Origin of the sequence: Streptomyces sp. yr375 (genome assembly GCF_900110755.1) — a bacterium.
Taxonomy (GTDB): Bacteria; Actinomycetota; Actinomycetes; order Streptomycetales; family Streptomycetaceae; genus Streptomyces.
The window spans coordinates 1-20,707 of record NZ_FOFF01000072.1 but is presented as its reverse complement, the minus strand read 5'-3'; the positions used below and the strand labels follow the sequence as shown (position 1 = coordinate 20,707).

At 71.1% G+C, this 20,707-nt stretch carries 16 protein-coding genes; 11 read left to right on the top strand and 5 right to left on the bottom strand.

The features are described from left to right. Positions 1 to 78 precede the first annotated feature (78 nt). The 3 genes from BMZ82_RS37350 (at position 79) to BMZ82_RS37340 (ending at position 4,327) form a co-directional block, all read left to right on the top strand. The gene (locus tag BMZ82_RS37350; protein WP_093781853.1) at positions 79 to 402 is read left to right on the top strand and encodes a hypothetical protein; all 324 of its coding nucleotides are present in this window, start codon (positions 79 to 81) and stop codon (positions 400 to 402) included. 50 nt (positions 403 to 452) lie between these two features. Continuing rightward, positions 453 to 2,714, top strand: a complete 2,262-nt coding sequence (locus BMZ82_RS37345; RefSeq protein ID WP_093781852.1) for an SF1B family DNA helicase RecD2 — start codon at positions 453 to 455, stop codon at positions 2,712 to 2,714. Positions 2,715 to 3,037: 323 nt separating this feature from the next. After that, positions 3,038 to 4,327 (top strand): citrate synthase, encoded by a 1,290-nt coding sequence (locus BMZ82_RS37340; protein WP_093781851.1) that lies wholly within the window; start codon positions 3,038 to 3,040, stop codon positions 4,325 to 4,327. 723 nt (positions 4,328 to 5,050) lie between these two features. Here BMZ82_RS37340 and BMZ82_RS37335 read toward each other — a convergent pair. Then, a complete protein-coding gene (locus BMZ82_RS37335; RefSeq protein ID WP_093781850.1) occupies positions 5,051 to 7,306 on the bottom strand; it encodes a heavy metal translocating P-type ATPase in 2,256 nt (751 codons plus the stop codon). Between the two features lie 108 nt (positions 7,307 to 7,414). Further along, positions 7,415 to 7,654 (bottom strand): heavy-metal-associated domain-containing protein, encoded by a 240-nt coding sequence (locus BMZ82_RS37330; protein WP_093781849.1) that lies wholly within the window; start codon positions 7,652 to 7,654, stop codon positions 7,415 to 7,417. 182 nt (positions 7,655 to 7,836) lie between these two features. Here BMZ82_RS37330 and BMZ82_RS37325 point away from each other — a divergent pair, with 182 nt between their 5' ends. Continuing rightward, the gene (locus BMZ82_RS37325) at positions 7,837 to 8,880 is read left to right on the top strand and encodes a zinc-dependent alcohol dehydrogenase family protein (protein ID WP_093781861.1); all 1,044 of its coding nucleotides are present in this window, start codon (positions 7,837 to 7,839) and stop codon (positions 8,878 to 8,880) included. A 39-nt stretch (positions 8,881 to 8,919) separates the two neighbouring features. On the opposite strand, the gene BMZ82_RS37320 is transcribed toward BMZ82_RS37325, so the two are convergent. Continuing rightward, positions 8,920 to 9,120 (bottom strand): helix-turn-helix transcriptional regulator, encoded by a 201-nt coding sequence (locus tag BMZ82_RS37320; protein ID WP_093781848.1) that lies wholly within the window; start codon positions 9,118 to 9,120, stop codon positions 8,920 to 8,922. A gap of 320 nt (positions 9,121 to 9,440) precedes the next feature. Beyond that, positions 9,441 to 10,367: a sugar phosphate isomerase/epimerase family protein gene (locus BMZ82_RS37315; protein ID WP_093781847.1), complete on the bottom strand. Its 927-nt coding sequence runs from the start codon at positions 10,365 to 10,367 to the stop codon at positions 9,441 to 9,443. A gap of 166 nt (positions 10,368 to 10,533) precedes the next feature. On the opposite strand from BMZ82_RS37315, the gene iolC reads away from it, so the two are divergent. From iolC to BMZ82_RS37280, 7 genes are all read left to right on the top strand, one after another. Next, a complete protein-coding gene (gene iolC / locus BMZ82_RS37310) occupies positions 10,534 to 11,502 on the top strand; it encodes a 5-dehydro-2-deoxygluconokinase (protein WP_093781846.1) in 969 nt (322 codons plus the stop codon). Continuing rightward, complete coding sequence (locus BMZ82_RS37305; RefSeq protein WP_093781845.1) at positions 11,499 to 12,383, top strand: Cgl0159 family (beta/alpha)8-fold protein; 885 nt, start codon at positions 11,499 to 11,501, stop codon at positions 12,381 to 12,383. Before iolC ends, BMZ82_RS37305 begins: the two co-directional genes overlap by 4 nt. A 10-nt stretch (positions 12,384 to 12,393) precedes the next feature. Further along, positions 12,394 to 13,236 (top strand): 5-deoxy-glucuronate isomerase, encoded by an 843-nt coding sequence (iolB, locus tag BMZ82_RS37300; protein ID WP_093781844.1) that lies wholly within the window; start codon positions 12,394 to 12,396, stop codon positions 13,234 to 13,236. Next, a complete protein-coding gene (gene iolD, locus BMZ82_RS37295; protein ID WP_093781843.1) occupies positions 13,233 to 15,134 on the top strand; it encodes a 3D-(3,5/4)-trihydroxycyclohexane-1,2-dione acylhydrolase (decyclizing) in 1,902 nt (633 codons plus the stop codon). Before iolB ends, iolD begins: the two co-directional genes overlap by 4 nt. A 14-nt stretch (positions 15,135 to 15,148) precedes the next feature. Next, on the top strand, positions 15,149 to 16,651 hold the full coding sequence (gene mmsA, locus BMZ82_RS37290) for a CoA-acylating methylmalonate-semialdehyde dehydrogenase (protein WP_093781842.1): 1,503 nt from the start codon (positions 15,149 to 15,151) through the stop codon (positions 16,649 to 16,651). A 128-nt stretch (positions 16,652 to 16,779) separates the two neighbouring features. Beyond that, on the top strand, positions 16,780 to 19,428 hold the full coding sequence (locus tag BMZ82_RS37285; protein WP_093781841.1) for an alpha/beta fold hydrolase: 2,649 nt from the start codon (positions 16,780 to 16,782) through the stop codon (positions 19,426 to 19,428). Continuing rightward, the gene (locus tag BMZ82_RS37280; RefSeq protein WP_093781840.1) at positions 19,425 to 20,279 is read left to right on the top strand and encodes an ABC transporter permease; all 855 of its coding nucleotides are present in this window, start codon (positions 19,425 to 19,427) and stop codon (positions 20,277 to 20,279) included. Before BMZ82_RS37285 ends, BMZ82_RS37280 begins: the two co-directional genes overlap by 4 nt. An 89-nt stretch (positions 20,280 to 20,368) precedes the next feature. On the opposite strand, the gene BMZ82_RS37275 is transcribed toward BMZ82_RS37280, so the two are convergent. Then, positions 20,369 to 20,707, bottom strand: a 339-nt coding sequence (locus tag BMZ82_RS37275; RefSeq protein WP_093781860.1) for a rodlin, incomplete at its 5' end; no start/stop codon positions are given.

The window sequence follows — 20,707 nt, the reverse complement described above, 5'->3', positions numbered from 1 at the left end:
ATGCCCGCGCCAGGGACCGGTCAATCCGAAGCCAACGCAAGAGTCGACCGACGGTCAACCAACAGGGGAGAAACAGATATGCGCGCAGGTCGGATACTCGGTGGGTCCATAGGGGCGGCGGCCCTGGTCGGGACCTCGTTCGTCGTCGCCACCCCCGCAGCCGCGGCGAGCTGCACGGCCAAGGCTCTCGAGACCGTGGTCATCCGGTCCACGACGAGCACCAGCGGTACGGCCCTCGCTCAGCTCAACAAGGGTCAGAGCGCGTCGGCGTCCTGCACGATGTACTACGGCACCGCCTCGTACGAGAAGTGCGACATCGTCAGCAAGCGCTGGGTCAAGGTCACCAGGAGCGGCGTCACCGGCTATGTGGTCGGCACCTGCGTGACGATCGCGCAGGACTGACCGCAGGACTGACCCGGAGCGGTGTCAGTGCCGGGCGGTACCGTCGGATCATGTCCCAACAGACGGGGGCCGCCCCAGGGGCGGGAGAGCGCCAACTGGCCACGCTGGAAGGCGTGCTCGAACGCATCACGTACGCGAACGAGGACAACGGCTACACGGTCGCCCGCGTGGACACCGGCAGAGGCGCCGGCGACCTCCTCACGGTCGTCGGCGCGCTGCTCGGCGCGCAGGTGGGGGAGTCCCTGCGGATGGAGGGCCGCTGGGGCTCGCACCCCCAGTACGGCAAGCAGTTCACCGTGGAGAACTACACGACCGTGCTGCCCGCCACCGTCCAGGGCATCCGCCGCTACCTGGGATCCGGCCTGGTCAAGGGCATCGGCCCGGTCTTCGCCGACCGCATCACGCAGCACTTCGGCATGGACACCCTCACCGTCATCGAGGAGGAGCCGAAGCGCCTCATCGAGGTGCCGGGCCTCGGCCCGAAGCGCACCAAGAAGATCGCCGACGCCTGGGAGGAGCAGAAGGCGATCAAGGAGGTCATGCTCTTCCTCCAGACCGTCGAGGTGTCCACGTCCATCGCCGTGCGCATCTACAAGAAGTACGGCGACGCCTCGATCTCGGTGGTCAAGAACCAGCCGTACCGCCTCGCCGCCGACGTCTGGGGCATCGGCTTCCTCACCGCGGACAAGATCGCCCAGTCCGTCGGCATCCCGCACGACAGCCCGGAGCGCGTCAAGGCGGGCCTGCAGTACGCGCTGTCCCAGGCCACCGACCAGGGCCACTGCTACCTCCCCGAGGAGCGCCTGATCGCCGACGCGGTGAAGCTGCTCCAGGTCGACACCGGCCTCGTCATCGAGTGCCTCGCCGACCTCGCGACGCCGCCGGAGGAGGGCGAGGACGACCCTGGGGTCGTCCGCGAGAAGGTCCCGGCGGCCGACGGCGGCGACCCCGTCACGGCCGTCTACCTGGTCCCCTTCCACCGCGCCGAACTGTCCCTGGCCGCCCAGCTCACGCGTCTGCTGCGCACCGGCGAGGACCGTATGCCGGCCTTCCGGGACGTGGCCTGGGACAAGGCGCTGACCTGGCTGAAGTCCCGTACGAAGGCCGAGCTGGCGCCCGAGCAGGAGGCCGCCGTCAAGCTGGCGTTGACCGAGAAGGTCGCCGTGCTCACCGGCGGCCCCGGCTGCGGCAAGTCGTTCACCGTGCGCTCGATCGTGGAGCTGGCCCGCGCGCGGAAGGCCAAGGTCGTCCTCGCCGCTCCCACCGGCCGCGCCGCCAAACGCCTGGCCGAGCTGACCGGCGCCGAGGCCTCCACCGTCCACCGCCTGCTGGAGCTCAAGCCCGGCGGCGACGCGGCCTACGACCGGGACCGCCCGCTGGACGCCGACCTGGTCGTCGTCGACGAGGCGTCGATGCTGGACCTGCTCCTCGCCAACAAGCTGGTCAAGGCCGTGCCGCCGGGCGCGCACCTGCTCTTCGTCGGGGACGTCGACCAGCTCCCCAGCGTCGGCGCGGGCGAGGTGCTGCGCGATCTGCTCGCCGCCGACAGCCCCGTCCCGGCCGTGCGCCTCACGCGCGTGTTCCGCCAGGCCCAGCAGTCCGGCGTGGTGACCAACGCGCACCGGATCAACGCCGGGCAGCACCCGCTCACCGACGGCATGAAGGACTTCTTCCTCTTCGTCGAGGACGACACGGAGGAGGCCGGCCGCCTCACGGTGGACGTGGCCGCCCGCCGCATCCCGGCCAGGTTCGGCCTCGACCCGCGCCGTGACGTGCAGGTCCTGGCCCCCATGCACCGCGGCCCGGCCGGCGCCGGCGCCCTCAACGGCCTGCTCCAGCAGGCCGTCACCCCCGGCCGCCCCGACCTCCCCGAGAAGCGGTTCGGCGGCCGGGTCTTCCGCGTCGGCGACAAGGTCACCCAGATCCGCAACAATTACGACAAGGGGAAGAACGGCGTCTTCAACGGCACCGTCGGCGTGGTCACCTCGCTCGACCCGGTCGACCAGCGCCTCACGGTCCTGACGGACGAGGACGAGGAGGTTCCGTACGACTTCGACGAGCTGGACGAACTGGCCCACGCGTACGCGGTGACGATCCACCGTTCACAGGGGAGTGAATATCCCGCAGTGGTGATCCCCGTCACCACGGGAGCATGGATGATGCTCCAGCGGAACCTTTTGTATACGGCCGTGACCCGCGCGAAGAAGCTCGTCGTGCTCGTCGGCTCTCGCAAGGCGATCGGCCAGGCGGTGCGCACGGTGTCGGCGGGCCGCCGCTGCACAGCCCTCGATTTCCGGCTCGCGCGGCAGTGAAGCGGGTGGTGGGGCGTTTGGTGAAGCGGGCGATGCGGGTGTGGAGCGGGCGTGGAGCGGGGCGGGGAAGCTGATCGGCGAGTGATGGGTGGGGTCGGTCAATGGTGGGTGACCACAAAAAATGATCGATCAAATGAGTCACAAAGGTCACAGGGGACTTCCCCCACCGTGACGAAGGCGGCAGGATGAGCTAGTTGGCGGCACTGAGTGCCGCCAATGGGCCCAATGGTCGACCCCGAGTGCACTCTCCTGCGCCAAATGGGGGATGGTAGAGACAGTCAGGGCAACCTCGAAGAAGAGGCACAACGTCGGTGAGGGATGACGTGAGCGACAACTCTGTAGTACTGCGGTTCGGCGGCGAAGAGTTCACCTACCCGGTGATCGACAGCACCGTCGGCGACAAGGGCTTCGACATCGGGAAGCTCCGCGCCCAGACCGGTCTGGTGACCCTGGACAGCGGATACGGCAACACCGCCGCCTATAAATCCGCCGTCACCTACCTGGACGGCGAGCAGGGCATCCTCCGGTACCGCGGCTACCCGATCGAGCAACTGGCCGAGCGTTCGACCTTCCTCGAGGTCGCCTACCTGCTGATCAACGGCGAGCTGCCGACCGTCGACGAGCTCACCGTCTTCAAGAACGACATCACGCAGCACACCCTGCTGCACGAGGACGTCAAGAACTTCTACCGCGGCTTCCCGCGCGACGCGCACCCGATGGCCATGCTGTCGTCGGTCGTGTCGGCGCTGTCCACGTTCTACCAGGACAGCCACAACCCGTTCGACGAGAAGCAGCGCAACCTCTCCACGATCCGGCTGCTCGCCAAGCTGCCCACGATCGCGGCGTACGCGTACAAGAAGTCGATCGGCCACCCGTTCGTCTACCCGCGCAACGACCTCGGCTACGTCGAGAACTTCCTGCGCATGACGTTCTCGGTGCCGGCGCAGGAGTACGACCTCGACCCGGTCGTCGTCTCCGCGCTCGACAAGCTGCTGATCCTGCACGCGGACCACGAGCAGAACTGCTCCACGTCCACGGTCCGCCTCGTCGGCTCGTCCCAGGCGAACATGTTCGCGTCGATCTCGGCCGGCATCAACGCCCTGTGGGGCCCGCTGCACGGCGGCGCCAACCAGTCGGTCCTGGAGATGCTGGAAGGCATCCAGGCCAACGGCGGCGACGTCGACTCCTTCATCCGCAAGGTGAAGGACAAGGAAGAAGGCGTCCGCCTGATGGGCTTCGGCCACCGGGTGTACAAGTCCTTCGACCCGCGCGCGAAGATCATCAAGGCGGCGGCGCACGACGTCCTCTCGGCCCTCGGCAAGTCCGACGAGCTGCTGGACATCGCCCTGAAGCTGGAGGAGCACGCGCTCTCGGACGACTACTTCGTCTCGCGCAACCTCTACCCCAACGTCGACTTCTACACCGGCCTGATCTACCGCGCCATGGGCTTCCCGACCGAGATGTTCACGGTCCTGTTCGCCCTCGGCCGCCTCCCGGGCTGGATCGCCCAGTGGCACGAGATGATCAAGGAGCCGGGTTCCCGCATCGGCCGCCCGCGCCAGATCTACACGGGCGTCGTCGAGCGCGACTTCGTCCCGGTAGAGGAGCGCTGAGCCGGTAGTCGCAGCCGCCATCGCCATCGCCCAGGCAGGACGACTGCCTGGGCGGGCGGCATACGGCCTGCATGAGGCGTGCGGCATACGGCTCGTGCGAGATGTTGCGAGATGTGAGGCATACGGAAGGCGCCCTGACGGCGGTCCCCCCACGGGCCGACGACCAGGGCGCCTTCCCATGTCCCGGTACGGATTCCCCCCACGGGATCCGGCCGGGCGTTTGTGAGGACAGCGCCTGAATTCGCTGTTCGTAACCATTTTCGGTTGTACGTTTTCGGTTGTACGTTTTCGGTTGTACGTGAACCATCTTCGGTTGTCGTGCCCGCGGCTGAGCAGAACGAGCAGAACTCGCCGTACTACCGCGTGTGCGATCTGCCGGGACAGCCCACGCTGGGAGGGCCGCTCAAAGCTTCCCGGTGTACTGCCCCGGCAACGCATCTCTGAGGAAGTCCCCCAAGACATCCCCAGACGTCAGGTCACGCCCCCCAAGACGCTTCCTGACACCGTCAACTTAGACCTTCGAGCCCCTTCGATGGTTACGTTCCCATCACTGTGATCTGTGTCTCTTGCATATGTCCGTTAGATGCGCAAGAGACCGGATACGGCGATCGAGGCCCAAGCGTAAGGATGATGCGCGAGCCTTGTGAAGAGCTTATGTGAGGCTCGCGCAGGACTCCAGGGGTCTCCGACAAAGGCACGGTCTCAGTTGAAAATATGCCGGTCCTACTTGAAGGTCCGCAGTCGCAGGCTGTTGGTCACGACGAAAACCGACGAGAACGCCATCGCCGCGCCCGCGATCATCGGGTTCAGCAGCCCGGCCGCGGCCAGCGGCAACGCGGCCACGTTGTAGCCGAACGCCCACACCAGGTTCCCCTTGATGGTCGCCAGCGTCCGCCGGGACAGCCGGATCGCGTCCGCCGCCACCCGCAGATCCCCGCGCACCAGCGTCAGATCGCTCGCCTCGATCGCCGCGTCCGTCCCCGTCCCCATGGCCAGCCCCAGATCGGCCGTGGCGAGCGCCGCCGCGTCGTTGACGCCGTCCCCGACCATCGCGACGACCCGCCCCTCGCCCTGGAGCTCCCGCACGACGGCGACCTTGTCCTCGGGCAGCACCTCGGCGATCACCCGGTCGATCCCCACGGCCCGCGCGACCGCCTCCGCGACCGCCCGGTTGTCCCCGGTCAGCAGCACCGGCGTGAGCCCCAGCGCCCGCAGCTCCCGCACCGCCTCCGCGCTGCTCTCCTTCACCGCGTCGGCGACCGCGAGCACTCCGCGCGCCGCTCCGTCCCACCCGACGAGGACAGCCGTACGACCGCCCCGCTCGGCCTCGTCCTTGGCCCGCGCCAACGCGTCCGGGACGGTGTCGAAGAGCCGCCCCACGGCCACCTCACGCCCCGCCACACGCCCCCGTACGCCCCGCCCGGGCACGTTCTCGAACCGTTCGACGGCCGGCAGCTCGCCGACCCGCTCCGCGGCGCCCGCCGCCACCGCCCGCGCGACCGGGTGCTCGGAGGCGTGCTCCAGCGCGCCCGCGAGCCGCAGCAGCTCCCGCTCGTCGGTCCCGTCGACGACATGGACGTCCTGGAGCGTCATACGTCCCGTGGTGACGGTCCCGGTCTTGTCGAGGACGACCGTGTCGACGCGACGCGTGGACTCCAGCACCTCGGGGCCCTTGATGAGGATGCCGAGTTGCGCGCCGCGCCCGGTGCCGACCATGAGCGCGGTGGGCGTGGCGAGCCCGAGCGCGCACGGGCAGGCGATGATCAGGACCGCGACGGCCGCCGTGAACGCGGCGACGGTGTCGCCCGTCGCGCCGAGCCAGCCGCCGAAGGTGGCGAGCGCGATCAGCAGCACCACCGGCACGAAGATCCCGGAGATCCGGTCGGCCAGCCGCTGCACCTCCGCCTTGCCGGTCTGCGCCTCCTCGACCAGCCGCGCCATCCGCGCGAGCCGCGTGTCCGCGCCGATCCGGGTGGCCTCGACGACCAGCCGGCCGCCCGCGTTCACGGTCGCCCCGGTGACGGCGTCGCCCGGCCCGACGTCCACCGGCACCGACTCGCCGGTCAGCATCGAGGCGTCCACGGCGGACGTGCCCTCCACGACCGTCCCGTCGGTGGCGACCTTCTCCCCGGGCCGTACGACGAACCGCTCCCCGACCGCCAGTCGGTCGACGGGAACCCGCACTTCCCTCCCGCCCCGCAGCACGGCGACGTCCTTCGCGCCCAGCTCCATCAGCGCCCGCAGGGCCGCCCCCGCGCGCCGCTTGGAGCGGGCCTCCAGGTAGCGGCCGAGCAGGATGAGCGCGGTGACGCCGGCGGCGACCTCCAGATAGATCGTCGACGCGCCGTCCGTACGGGAGACGGTGAGTTCGAAGGGGTGCCGCATGCCGGGCATGCCCGCGTCGCCGAAGAACAGCGCCCACAGCGACCAGCCGAGCGCGGCCAGCGTGCCGACGGAGACCAGCGTGTCCATGGTGGCCGCGCCGTGCCGCAGATTCGTCCACGCGGCCTGGTGCAGCGGCCCGCCGCCCCACACGACCACGGGCGCGGCGAGCGTCAGCGAGAGCCACTGCCAGTTGTCGAACTGCAGCGACGGCACCATCGCGAGCAGCACGACGGGCGCGGCGAGCACCACGGACACGAGCAGCCGATGCCGCAGCCCCGCGAACTCGGGATCCAGGGAGCCGTGCTCCTCCTCCGACACACCCACGGCCACAGCCACGGGCGCGGGTTCCTCGGCCGTGTACCCGGTCTTCACCACGACCGAGATCAGATCGGCGACCTCGATACCGGCCGGATAACTGACCTTCGCCTTCTCCGTCGCGTAGTTGACCGTCGCGGTGACGCCGTCGACGCGGTTGAGCTTCTTCTCGATGCGGGCCGCGCAGGAGGCGCAGGTCATCCCGCCGATGAGCAGTTCGACCTCGGACCCGGAGGCCGGGGAGGCTATCGGTGACGCGGCGGTCGCGGTGCTGGTCATGTCCGTACTCCAGGAAGCGGGCCGGACCGTACGGAACCAGTATGAGCTGGTCGGTACGGCCCGGTGGGTGGAGGAAGGTGAGTGCCGGGCGGTGCCGGAGGGTGTGTCTCAGGCCTGGCCGACGAGCTCGAACCCGGCCTCGTCGACAGCGGCGCGGACGGCCTCGTCGTCGAGCGCCCCCGTGGAGACGACCGTGACCTCACCGGTCGAGGCGACGGCCTTCACCGAGGCGACCCCGGCAAGCTCGGAGAGCTCACCGGAGACGGCGCCCTCACAGTGCCCACAGCTCATGCCGCTCACCTTGTAGACGGTGGTGACAGAGCCCGGGGTGTCGGTTTGAGCGGTCATGTCGTTCTCCTCGTGGCGGCACAGGTGGGGCGATCGGGACCATGAGAGGTCTCCCGTTAACCCACACTATACCCCTAGGGGGTATTCCCCATCCACTGGCGCACTTCCATGAACGGTTCGGCCTGAGCGAGAGTGGCGGCGAGCACCCCGTCAGGGGCGCGCGGAACGCGATGGGAGCGCAGATGCGAGCGGTTGTCTTCGAGCGGTACGGCGGGCCCCTTGAGGTACGGGAGCTGCCCGACCCCCGACCCGCCCCGCACGGAGTGGTCGTCCGCGTGGAGGCCACCGGTCTCTGCCGCAGCGACTGGCACGGCTGGCAGGGCCACGACCCGGACATCGCCCTGCCGCACGTGCCGGGGCACGAACTCGCCGGTGTGGTCGAGGCGGTCGGCGACCGCGTCACCGGCCGGCGGCCCGGCGACCGCGTCACCGTGCCCTTCGTGTGCGGCTGCGGCACCTGCCCGTCCTGCGCGGCCGGCGACCACCAGGTGTGCGAGCGGCAGACCCAGCCCGGCTTCACGCACTGGGGCTCCTTCGCCCAGTACGTGGCCCTCGATCACGCCGACGTGAACCTGATCGCGATCCCCGACGACCTGTCGTATGCCACCGCCGCCTCCCTCGGCTGCCGGTTCGCCACGGCGTTCCGGGCGGTCGTGCGGCAGGGCCGGGTCGCGGCGGGGGAGTGGGTGGCGGTGCACGGCTGCGGAGGCGTGGGCCTTTCGGCGGTGATGATCGCGGCGGCCTCGGGAGCGCGGGTGGTCGCCGTGGACGTCTCCCCGAAGGCCCTGGACCTGGCGCGGAAGTTCGGCGCTGCGGAATGCGTGGACGCGACGCGTACGCCGGACACGGCGGCGGCGATCCGTGAGCTGACCGGCGGCGGCGCCCACCTCTCCCTCGACGCCCTCGGTTCCCCCGCCACCTGCGCCGCCTCGGTGAACGGCCTGCGCCGGCGCGGCCGGCACGTCCAGGTCGGCCTGCTCCCCTCGGCGGACGGCACGACCCCCGTCCCGCTGGCCCGCGCCATCGCCCTCGAACTGGAGATCCTCGGCAGCCACGGCATGGCCGCGCACGCCTACCCGCAGATGCTGGAGCTGGTCCGGACGGGCGTGCTGCGCCCCGACCTCCTGGTGACGTCGACGATCACCCTGGACGCCGTCCCGCAGGCGCTGGCGGCACTGGGGGCGGCGCCGGGCGCGGGGGTGACGGTCATCGAGCCGTGGAGCTGAGGGAGGGCCCGCCGGCGGTGGGGGCCCTCCCGGTGGGGGTCAGTCGAACCGGCGGCCCCGGTTGCCCGGCCGGGAGGCGACCCAGGTGCGGACGGTGTCGGCGTACCAGAAGGGCTTGCCGCCCTCGACGTGGTCGGGCGCGGGCAGCAGTCCGTGCTTGCGGTAGGACCGTACGGTGTCCGGCTGCACCTTGATGTGAGCCGCGATCTCCTTGTAGGACCAGAGCCTTCGGTCGGTCATGAGCTGCACCTCCCTGCGTACGCGGGGGCGGCGGCCGGGAGGCCGCCCGGGGGAGCCCGGCGCACGCTGGCGATCACCAAGCCAGTGCCCCGTGAACGACGCTCGGTGACTGTCGGGAAGCGGCTGTTGACCGCACGTGACCCAAAACCCGCGTACACGCGACATGCGTGACACGGGGGAGTCTTTTGTGACACGAGTGACGCAAAGGTGCACGCGGTACCTACGGGAGGGGCGCGTTGACAACTGGCGGCACCGCAGTCCCCCCAGGGGTGCGGGGAACTGCGCGACCAGCCACGAACAACCCGCAGGCGACGAACTGCCTACGCCCCGCAGGACCTCAAAAACGCCCGGGTCCGTTGTGCGATCGGCAGCGGAGCGTCCGGCGCGCAGGGATACATGTCCTGCTCGACGATCGCGAAGAGATCGACGTCCAGCTTCCCCGCAGCCGCCAGCACCGGCCCCAACTCCGGTACCCCGGTGGGCGGTTCGCACATCACGCCCTGGGCCACGGCCGGCCCGAACGGCGTCCCCTTGGCCTTCACCTCGGAGAGGATCTCCGGGTCGACCTGCTTGAGGTGCAGGTACCCGATCCGCTCCCCGTACGTCTCGATCAGCTTGACGCTGTCGCCGCCGCAGTACGCGTAGTGCCCGGTGTCCAGGCACAGCGACACGAGGTCGGAGTCCGTGCCGTCCAGGAACCGGACGACGTTCTCCTCGCTGTCGATGTGGGTGTCGGCGTGCGGGTGGACGACGATCTGCAGCCCGTACCGCTCCCGCACCTCCTTGCCCAGCCGCTCGGTCAGCGAGGTGAGGTTGCGCCACTGCTCGGGCGTCAGCGTGTCCGGCTCCAGCACCTCGCCGGTCTTGTCGTCCCGCCAGAAGGACGGGATGACGACCAGATGCTTCGCGCCCATCGCCTGCGCGAGCACCGCGTTGTCCGCGACGTGCGCCCAGGTCTTCTCCCACACGGCCGTGCCGTGGTGCAGCCCGGTGAAGACCGTGCCCGCGGACACCTTCAGGCCGCGCCTGGAGGTCTCGGCGGTGAGGATCGCGGGATCGGTTGGCAGGTACCCGTAGGGGCCGAGCTCGATCCACTCGTAGCCGGACTGCGCCACCTCGTCGAGGAAGCGCTGCCAGGGGACCTGGGCGGGATCGTCCGGGAACCAGACGCCCCAGCTATCGGGGGCCGATCCGACCCGGATGCGGGAAAGTGAGGACTGAGAGGACTCAGGTGACAACGACGTCATGGCCGCCAGGGTGCGTTCTCCGGAAGGGGGTGTCAAGGTCTGGTCCGAATGTCTGGACAAAACATTGACAGGGCCCTCCGAGCGGGGCTACAAAGCCGTGAGGGCCGATACGGCGCCGATGCGACACAGGTACGTGCGGGGACGAGCCGGTACGAAAGGGAACTCGATGGGGTACGACCTGATCACCATGGGGCGGATAGGCGTGGACCTCTACCCGCTGCAGACGGGTGTCCCGCTCCCGCAGGTCACGTCCTTCGGGAAGTTCCTGGGCGGATCGGCGTCCAACGTCGCCGTCGCCGCCGCCCGGCTCGGCCGCGAGACGGCCGTGATCACCCGCACCGGCGACGACCCCTTCGGCGCGTACCTGCACGAGGCCCTGCGCGGCTTCGGCGTGGACGACCGCTGGGTGACGCCGGTGCCCGGCCTGCCGACGCCCGTCACCTTCTGCGAGATCTTCCCGCCGGACGACTTCCCGCTGTACTTCTACCGGCAGCCCAAGGCCCCGGACCTGGAGATCGGCGTCGACGAGCTCGACCTCGACGCCGTCCGCGAGGCCCGTATCTTCTGGGTCACCGGCACCGGTCTCAGCGAGGAGCCCAGCCGCGGCGCGACGCTCGCCGCCCTCGCCCACCGGGCCAAGTCCGGCACCACGGTCTTCGACCTCGACTGGCGCCCCATGTTTTGGAAGCACCCGGCAGGGGGTGACCCGGCGGCCGTCGCCCGCCCCTTCTACGAGGAGGCCCTGCGCCACACCACCGTCGCCGTCGGCAACCTCGACGAGGTGGAGGTGGCCACCGGCGTACGCGAACCGCGCGCGGCGGCGCAGGCGCTGCTGGACGCCGGGGTCGAGCTGGCCGTCGTCAAACAGGGCCCCAAGGGCGTCCTGGCCGTCAACCGCGAGGGCGAGACCGCCGAGGTCCCGCCGCTGCCGGTGAACGTCCTCAACGGCCTCGGCGCCGGTGACGCCTTCGGCGGCTCCCTCTGCCACGGCCTGCTCGCGGGCTGGGACCTGGAGAAGATCATGCGGCACGCCAACGCCGCCGGCGCGATCGTCGCCTCCCGCCTGGAGTGCTCCTCCGCGATGCCGACGCCGGCCGAGGTGGAAGCCGCGATCGAGGCGGGAGCCGTACGGTGAGCGCCGTCGACGTCTCCGAACTCGTCAGGCTGCGCGCGCAGCACCCCGAGGCGATCGCCGAGGCGGCCGCCCGCCGCCTGCGCAGGCCGCTCCTCCACGACTCCGGCCGGCTGATGATCGTCGCCGCCGACCACCCGGCCCGGGGCGCGCTCGGCGTCGGCGGCGACCGGCTCGCCATGGCCAACCGCGCCGACCTGCTGGAACGCCTCGTCCTCGCGCTGTCCCGGCCCGGCGTGGACGGTGTCCTCGCGACCGCCGACATCCTGGACGACCTGCTCCTGCTCGGCGCGCTCGACGGCAAGGTCGTCATGGGCTCGCTGAACCGGGGCGGCCTCCAGGGCTCCGTCTTCGAGCTCGACGACCGCTTCACCGGGCACCGCCCCGAGGACATCCAGCGCCTGAACTTCGACGCGGGCAAGCTGCTGCTGCGCCTCGACTACGACGACCCGGGCTCCCTCACCACCCTGGAGAGCACCGCCCGCGCCATCGACGACATGGCGGCCCGCAAACTCCCGCTCTTCGTCGAGCCGTTCATCAGCCGCCGCACCCCCGAGGGCAAGGTGGTGAACGACCTCTCCGCCGAGGCCGTCGTCAAGTCGATCGCCATCGCCTCGGGTCTGGGCGGCACCTCGGCCTACACCTGGCTGAAACTCCCCGTCACCGCCGACCCCGACGACATGGCCGAGGTCATGGAGACGTCCACGCTCCCCGCGGTCCTGCTGGGCGGCGAGGTCGGCGACGATCAGGACGGCGCGTACGAGAAGTGGCGCAGCGCGCTGCGACTGCCCACCGTGCGGGGCCTGGTGGTCGGCCGCTCGCTGCTGTACCCGGCCGACGGGGACGTCACCGCCGCCGTGGACACCGCCGTAGGACTGCTGTGAGGGCCGGCGTATGACGAACACAGAGCCGCACACCCCGAAGGACCCGCAGGGCCTCTACATCCCGCGCGGCGGCGCCGCCGATGGCGACTACGTGCTCGACATCGACCCGCGGCGGGCCGGCTGGACCCACAGCAGTCTGCGGATCGTCGAGCTGGCGCCGGGCGGCGCGCACACCTTCGCCACCGGTGACAGCGAGTGGATCGTGCTCCCCCTCGAAGGCGGCTGTACCGTACAAGTAGACGAGAAAGTGTTCCAACTCCTGGGCAGGGAAACGGTGTTCGCGTCGGTCTCCGACTTCGCGTACGTTCCCCGGGACGCCCAGGCCACGATCGCCTCCGGCGCGGGAGGCCGCTTCGCCCTGGCAGGAGCGAAGTGCGAGCGACAACTCCCCGCCCGCTACGGCCCCGCGCCGGAGGTCCCCGTCGAAGAACGCGGCAGCGGCACCTGCACCCGCCTGGTGCGCAACTTCGCCTCCGCCTACGCCTTCGAGTGCGACAAGCTGATCGCCGTCGAGGTGATCACCCCCGGCGGCAACTGGTCCTCGTACCCGCCGCACAAGCACGACGAGAACCGGCCGGGCGAGGAGGCCGAGCTCGAGGAGATCTACTACTTCGAGATCGACGGCCGAAACGGCTTCGGCTACCAGCGCGTGTCCCCGTCCCGCGAGGGTGGCTCGGAGGTCCTCGCCGAGGTCCGCTCCGGCGACGCCGTCCTCGTACCGGACGGCTGGCACGGGCCGTCGATCGCCCAGCCGGGCCACGCGATGTACTACCTGAACGTCATGGCCGGGCCGGGCGAGAAGCGGGAGTGGCGGATCTGCTTCCACCCGGACCACGCGGAGGGCTACCGATGACGGTGCGGCCCGCGCCGACTTCGACGACGAGGCTCACGGTGGCCCAGGCGCTCGTCCGGTTCCTCGCCGCCCAGTACACCGAGCGCGACGGCGTCCGGCGGCGGCTGATCCAGGCGACCTGGGGCATCTTCGGCCACGGCAATGTGGCGGGCCTCGGCCAGGCGCTCATCGAGGCCCGCGACGTGATGCCGTTCCACCAGGGCCGCAACGAACAGTCGATGGTGCACGCGGCCGTCGGCTACGCCCGCCAGTCCAACCGCCTCTCCACCCACGCGGTGACGACGTCCATAGGCCCCGGCGCGACCAACCTGGTCACCGGCGCGGCCCTCGCCACCGTCAACCACCTCCCGGTGCTCCTCCTCCCGGGTGACGTCTTCGCGACCCGCGTCGCCGACCCCGTCCTCCAGCAGCTCGAAGTCCCGTACGCGGGCGACGTGTCCGTCAACGACACCCTGCGCCCGGTGTCGAAGTACTTCGACCGCGTCACCCGCCCCGAAGCCCTCATCCCGGCCGCCCTCCAGGCCATGCGCGTCCTCACCGACCCCGTCGACACGGGCGCGGTCACCCTCGCGATGCCCCAGGACGTCCAGGCCGAGGCCCACGACTGGCCCGACGAGTTCTTCGCCGAGCGCACCTGGGTCGTCCGCCGCCCCGGCGCCGACCCCACCGAACTCGCCGAGGCGGTCACCGCCGTCCGCGCCGCCCGGCGACCCCTGCTCATCGCCGGCGGCGGCGTCCACCACAGCCGCGCCGAGGCGGCCCTCGCCGAGTTCGCCGAGGCCACCGGCATCCCGGTCGCCTCCACCCAGGCGGGCAAGGGCTCCCTGCGCTACGACCACCCGCAGGACGTCGGCGGCGTCGGCCACACCGGCACCGCCACCGCCGACGAACTCGCCCGCACCGCGGACCTGGTCATCGGCGTCGGCACCCGCTACACCGACTTCACCACCGCCTCGAACACCCTCTTCACCGGCGACGGCGTCCGCTTCCTCAACCTCAACATCGCCCCCTACGACGGCCACAAGCTCGCCGGCCTCCCCCTCGTCGCCGACGCCCGCAGCGCCCTGACGGAGCTCACCCAGGCCCTGGGCCTGCACGGCCACCGGGTCGCGGACGCGTACGTCACCGAGTACTCCGAGGACAAGGAGCGCTGGGAACAGCGCGTCGACGCCTGCTACGAGGCCGACGAACCCGACGTCCGCCCCACCCAGCCCCAGGTCCTCGGCGCGCTCGACGCCCTCGCCGACGAGTCGGACGTGATCATCAACGCGGCCGGTTCGCTCCCCGGCGACCTGCACCGCCTGTGGCGGACCCGCTCCCGGGACCAGTACCACCTGGAGTACGGCTACTCCTGCATGGGCTACGAGATCCCGGCCGCGATCGGCGTGAAACTGGCCGCCCCCGAACGCAACGTCTGGGCGCTGGTCGGCGACGGCACGTACCTGATGCTGCCGACCGAGATCGTGACGGCCGTGCAGGAGGGGATCGCGATCAAGATCCTGCTCGTGCAGAACCACGGCTACGCCTCGATCGGCGGTCTGTCGGAGAGGGTGGGCGGCGAGCGCTTCGCCACCGCCTACCGCTACACCTCGCCGGACGGCACCTTCACCGGGGCCCCGCTCCCCGTCGACCTGGCCGCGAACGCGGCCAGCCTCGGCATGCGGGTGCTGCGCGCGAAGACCGTCCGCGAACTGCGCGAGGCCCTGGCCGAGGCGCGCCGCGCCGACACTCCCACTTGTGTCTACGTGGAGACCGAAACGGCCGACACTGTGTCGGGGCCCCCGCCCGCACAGGCCTGGTGGGATGTGCCCGTGGCCGAGACCGCGACCCGACCGTCCGCGGTCAAGGCCCGCGAGCTGTACGAACGGCACGTCTCCACCCGACGCCACCATCTGTGAAGGAGTACTGGGTCATGACGAAGATCGTCAACCACTGGATCGGCGGCCGGTCCGTCGAGGGCGCGTCGGGTACCTACGGACCCGTCACCGACCCGGCGACCGGCGCGGTCACCACCAAGGTCCCGTTCGCGACCGTCGACGAGGTCGACGCGGCCGTCGCCGCAGCCAAGAGCGCGTACGCCACCTGGGGCACCACCTCGCTCGCGAAGCGCAGCACCATCCTGTTCAAGTTCCGGGCGCTGCTCGACGCGAACCGGGACGCCATCGCGGAGCTGATCACCGCCGAGCACGGCAAGGTGCACAGCGACGCGCTGGGCGAGGTCGCGCGCGGCCTGGAGATCGTCGACCTGGCGTGCGGGATCACCGTGCAGCTCAAGGGCGAGCTGTCGACCGAGGTCGCCAGCCGCGTGGACGTGTCGTCCCTGCGCCAGCCGCTGGGCGTCGTCGCGGGCATCACGCCGTTCAACTTCCCGGCGATGGTCCCGATGTGGATGTTCCCGATGGCCATCGCGTGCGGCAACACGTTCGTGCTGAAGCCGTCCGAGAAGGATCCGTCGGCCTCGCTGAAGATCGCCGAGCTGCTCGCCGAGGCGGGCCTGCCCGACGGCGTCTTCAACATCGTCCACGGCGACAAGGTGGCCGTCGACCGCCTCCTCGACCACCCGGACGTCAAGGCCGTCTCCTTCGTCGGCTCGACCCCGATCGCCCGCTACATCCACACCACCGCGTCCGCGAACCACAAGCGCGTCCAGGCCCTGGGCGGCGCGAAGAACCACATGCTGGTCCTCCCCGACGCCGACCTGGACGCGGCGGCCGACGCCGCCGTCTCCGCCGCCTACGGCTCGGCGGGCGAGCGCTGCATGGCGATCTCCGCGGTCGTCGCCGTCGGCGCGATCGGCGACGAACTGGTGCAGAAGATCCGCGAACGCGCCGAGAAGATCAAGATCGGCCCCGGCAACGACCCCACCTCCGAGATGGGCCCCCTCATCACCGCCGTCCACCGCGACAAGGTGGCGTCCTACGTCACGGGCGCGGCGGCCGAGGGCGCGGAGGTCGTCCTGGACGGCACCGGCTACACGGTCGACGGCTTCGAGGACGGCCACTGGATCGGCATCTCGCTCCTCGACAAGGTCCCCACCACCGCGAAGGCCTACCAGGACGAGATCTTCGGCCCGGTCCTGTGCGTCCTGCGCGTCGAGTCGTACGACGAGGGCGTGGCGCTGATCAACAGCTCGCCCTACGGCAACGGCACCGCGATCTTCACCCGGGACGGCGGCGCAGCCCGCCGCTTCCAACTGGAGATCGAGGCCGGCATGGTCGGCGTGAACGTCCCGATCCCGGTCCCCGTCGGCTACCACAGCTTCGGCGGCTGGAAGGACTCCCTCTTCGGCGACCACCACATCTACGGCAACGACGGCACCCACTTCTACACCCGCGGCAAGGTCGTCACCACCCGCTGGCCCGACCCGGCCGACGGCCCCGGCGGCGTCGACCTGGGCTTCCCGCGCAACCACTGAGCACGCGCCGCCACCGGGGGCGTACCGCGGCTGGTGTACGACGACACCGGCCCGTACGCCCCAAGGAGGTCCCGGAGTTCGGTCTCGGGTGACACGCCTGCGACAGGTTGACCCCGTACGGTTGAAGCATGGATCTTCGACTGTCCGGCCTGCGAGGGCCACGGCGGCCGCGGCGGCTTCTTTCCGCCGCAGCCGCCGTCGTCGTACTCGCCGGTGCCGGTACCTGGACGGCCGTCGCCGCCGACGACGGCACGCCCGCGGTGCGCAGCACCGACCGGGTCATGGCCGTGGACGGCGTGAAGCTGGACACCACGTACTTCACCGCCGGTTCGGCCGGCCGCCGCCCCGCCGTCCTCCTCGGGCACGGCTTCGGCGGCAGCAAGGACGACGTCCGCGGGCAGGCCGAGAACCTCGCCCGGGACGGCTACGCGGTGCTGACCTGGTCGGCGCGCGGCTTCGGCAGGTCCACCGGCAAGATCGGGCTGAACGACCCGAAGGGCGAGGTCGCCGACGTCTCCAAGCTGATCGACTGGCTGGCGAAGCAGCCGCAGGTCCAGCTCGACAAGCCCGGCGACCCGCGCGTGGGCGTCGCCGGCGCCTCCTACGGCGGCGCGGTCTCCCTGCTCGCCGCAGGGTATGACGACCGGGTCGACGCCATCGCCCCCGCGATCACGTACTGGAACCTCGCGGACGCCCTGTTCCCCGACGGCGTCTTCAAGAAGCTGTGGTCCGGCATCTTCTTCAACAGCGGCGGCGGCGCGGCCCACTTCGAACCCGCGCTGGCCGCGATGTACGAGCGCGTCGCCGAGTCCGGCACCCCCGACGCCGCCGCCCGCACGCTCCTCGAAGAGCGCTCGCCGTCCGCCGTCGCCACCCGCATCAAGGTCCCCACCCTCCTGATCCAGGGCCAGACCGACTCCCTCTTCACCCTCGCCCAGTCCGACGCCGCCGAGAAGGCGATCCGCGCCAACGGCGCGCCCGTCGACGTCGACTGGATCGCGGGCGGCCACGACGGCGGCGACATGGAGACCAGCCGTGTGCAGGCCCGGGTGACCGACTGGTTCGACCGGTACCTCAAGGGCGACAAGTCCGCCGACACCGGCCCCGCCTTCCGCGTCACCCGCACCGGCGGCGTCGACTCCACCGACGGCGCCGCCCAACTCCGCGGCGCGAGCGCGGACAGCTACCCCGGCCTGACCAGCGGCGAGCACGCGTTCCCCCTGACCGGCCGCCGCGCCGAGCAGTCCTTCGCCAACCCGGCCGGCGCCAACCCGCCCGCCGTCTCCGCCCTGCCCGGCCTCGGCGGCGGCGGCCTCTCCCAGCTCTCCGCCCTCGGCGTCGGCGTCTCCCTCGACTTCCCCGGCCAGTACGCCGCCTACGACTCCGCACCGGTCACCGGCGACCTGCGCGTCACCGGCTCCCCGAAGGTCACCGTCCACGTGAGGTCGACGACCGACACGGCCGTCCTCTTCGCCAAGGTCTACGACGTCGGCGCCGACGGCGCCCAGCAGGTGCTGCCCTCCCAGCTCGTCGCCCCGGTCCGCGTCGACGGCGCCAAGGCGGGCAAGGACGTCACGATCACCCTCCCGGCGATCGACCACAAGGTCGACGACGGCCACCGCCTGCGCCTGGTCCTCGCCTCCACCGACCTCGGCTACGCCTCCCCGCTCACCCCGGCGACGTACACCGTCTCCCTGAAGAGCGACCTCGAGGTCCCCACCGCCCCCGCCGTGACGACAGCGGCGGCCACGCTCCCGTCCTGGGTCTGGTGGCTGCCCCTCACCGGCGCGGCGATCGCCCTCGCCCTGCTCCTGACGGCCCGCCGCCGCACCGCCACCCCCGCCCCGGACCCGGCCCTCGCCGAGGTCCCGCTCCAGATCACCGACCTGAGCAAGAAGTACGCGAACGGCGACCGCTACAGCGTCCGCGACCTCTCCTTCCGCGTCGAGAAGGGCCAGGTCCTCGGCCTCCTCGGGCCGAACGGCGCGGGCAAGACGACCACCCTGCGCATGCTGATGGGCCTCATCAGGCCCGACGCCGGCGAGATCCACGTCTTCGGCCACGCCATCCGCCCCGGCGCCCCCGTCCTGTCCCGCGTCGGCTCCTTCGTCGAGGGCGCCGGCTTCCTCCCGCACCTCTCCGGGCGCGAGAACCTGGAGCTGTACTGGCAGGCCACCGGCCGCCCGGCCGCCGACGCCCACCTCGCGGAGGCCCTGGAGATCGCCGGCCTCGGCGACGCCCTCGCCCGCGCGGTCCGCACCTACTCCCAGGGCATGCGCCAGCGCCTGGCCATCGCCCAGGCCATGCTGGGCCTCCCGGACCTGCTCATCCTCGACGAGCCGACCAACGGCCTCGACCCGCCGCAGATCCGCGAGATGCGCGAGGTGATGATCCGCTACGCGGCCGCCGGCCGCACGGTGATCGTCTCCAGCCATCTGCTGTCCGAGGTCGAGCAGACCTGCACGCACCTCGTCGTCATGGACCGCGGCAAGCTGGTCCAGGCCGGCCCGGTCGCCGAGATCGTCGGCTCCGGCGACACCCTCCTCGTCGGCACCGCCGCCCCCGTGACCGAGCCGCTCGCCGAGAAGATCGCAGCCCTGCCCGGCGTGGCCTCCGCGGTCCCCGCCGACGACGGCCTGCTGATCCGCCTGGACACCGACGGCACCGCCCACCACCTGGTCGCCGAACTCGTCCGGCTCGACGTGCCCGTGACGTCGGTCGGCCCGCACCGCCGCCTGGAGGACGCCTTCCTCACCCTGATCGGAGGTTCCGCATGAGCACGCTCACCGAGGTCGCCTCCGGCTACCAGGCGGGCCGCACACTGCCGCTGCGCGTCGAACTGGTCCGCCAGCTCAAGCGCCGCCGCACGCTGATCATGGGCGGCATCCTCGCCGTCCTGCCGTTCGTCCTGCTCATCGCCTTCGCGATCGGCGGCGAGCCCGGCGGCCGCAACGACCGGGTCACCCTGATGGACACGGCGACCGCGTCCGGCGCCAACTTCGCCGCCGTCAACCTGTTCGTGTCGGCGGGCTTCCTGCTCGTCATCCCGGTCGCCCTGTTCTGCGGCGACACGGTCGCCTCGGAGGCCGGCTGGTCCTCCCTGCGCTACCTCCTCGCCGCGCCCGTGCCCCGGGCCCGGCTGCTGTGGTCCAAGCTCGTCGTCGGCCTCGGCCTCAGCCTCGCCGCGATGGTCCTGCTCCCGGTCGTCGCCCTCGCCGTCGGCACCGCCGCCTACGGCTGGGGCCCACTGGAACTGCCCACCGGCGGCGCCCTCGACCCGGGCACCGCGGCCGGCCGGCTCGTGATCGTCGTCGGGTACGTCTTCGTCTCCCAACTGGTCACCGCAGGCCTGGCGTTCTGGCTCTCGACGAAGACCGACGCGCCCCTCGGCGCGGTCGGCGGCGCGGTCGGCCTGACCATCGTCGGCAACGTCCTCGACGCCGTCACCGCCCTCGGTGACTGGCGCGACTTCCTGCCCGCGCACTGGCAGTTCGCCTGGGCCGACGCCGTCCAGCCCACCCCCGAGTGGTCCGGCATGATCCAGGGCACCGCCGTCTCCGTGACCTATGCCCTGATCCTCTTCGCCCTGGCCTTCCGCGGCTTCGCCCGCAAGGACGTCGTCTCGTAACCCGAACACCCCGAACACACTGGACGCATACGAAACGGCGGGTCACCGGAGAACCGGTGACCCGCCGTCGCGGTACGTCAGGGTGAGGCTCAGCCGTTGCCCGCGCCGTTGCCCGAGAGGGCCGAGATGTCGTCCAGGATGTGCGACAGCGGCTCGTCGCCCTTGGCCTGGGTGCTGTTCTCGACACACTGCTGGTTCTGCGGGGCCGACAGGATCGGGATGTCCTGCACGCCGATGTTGAGGGCCGCGATGATCGACTGGGCGTTGACCTTGGCCGGCAGGCCGATGCACGGCTTGTTCAGCGAACCCTGGACCAGCGAGAGCTGCGGGCTCATGTCGCCGAAGGTCGCCGAGTTGCCGAACTCCGACGAGGCGCCGTTGCCGCTGGCGGACGTGGTGCCGCTGTCGTCACCGATGGCCAGGGCCTG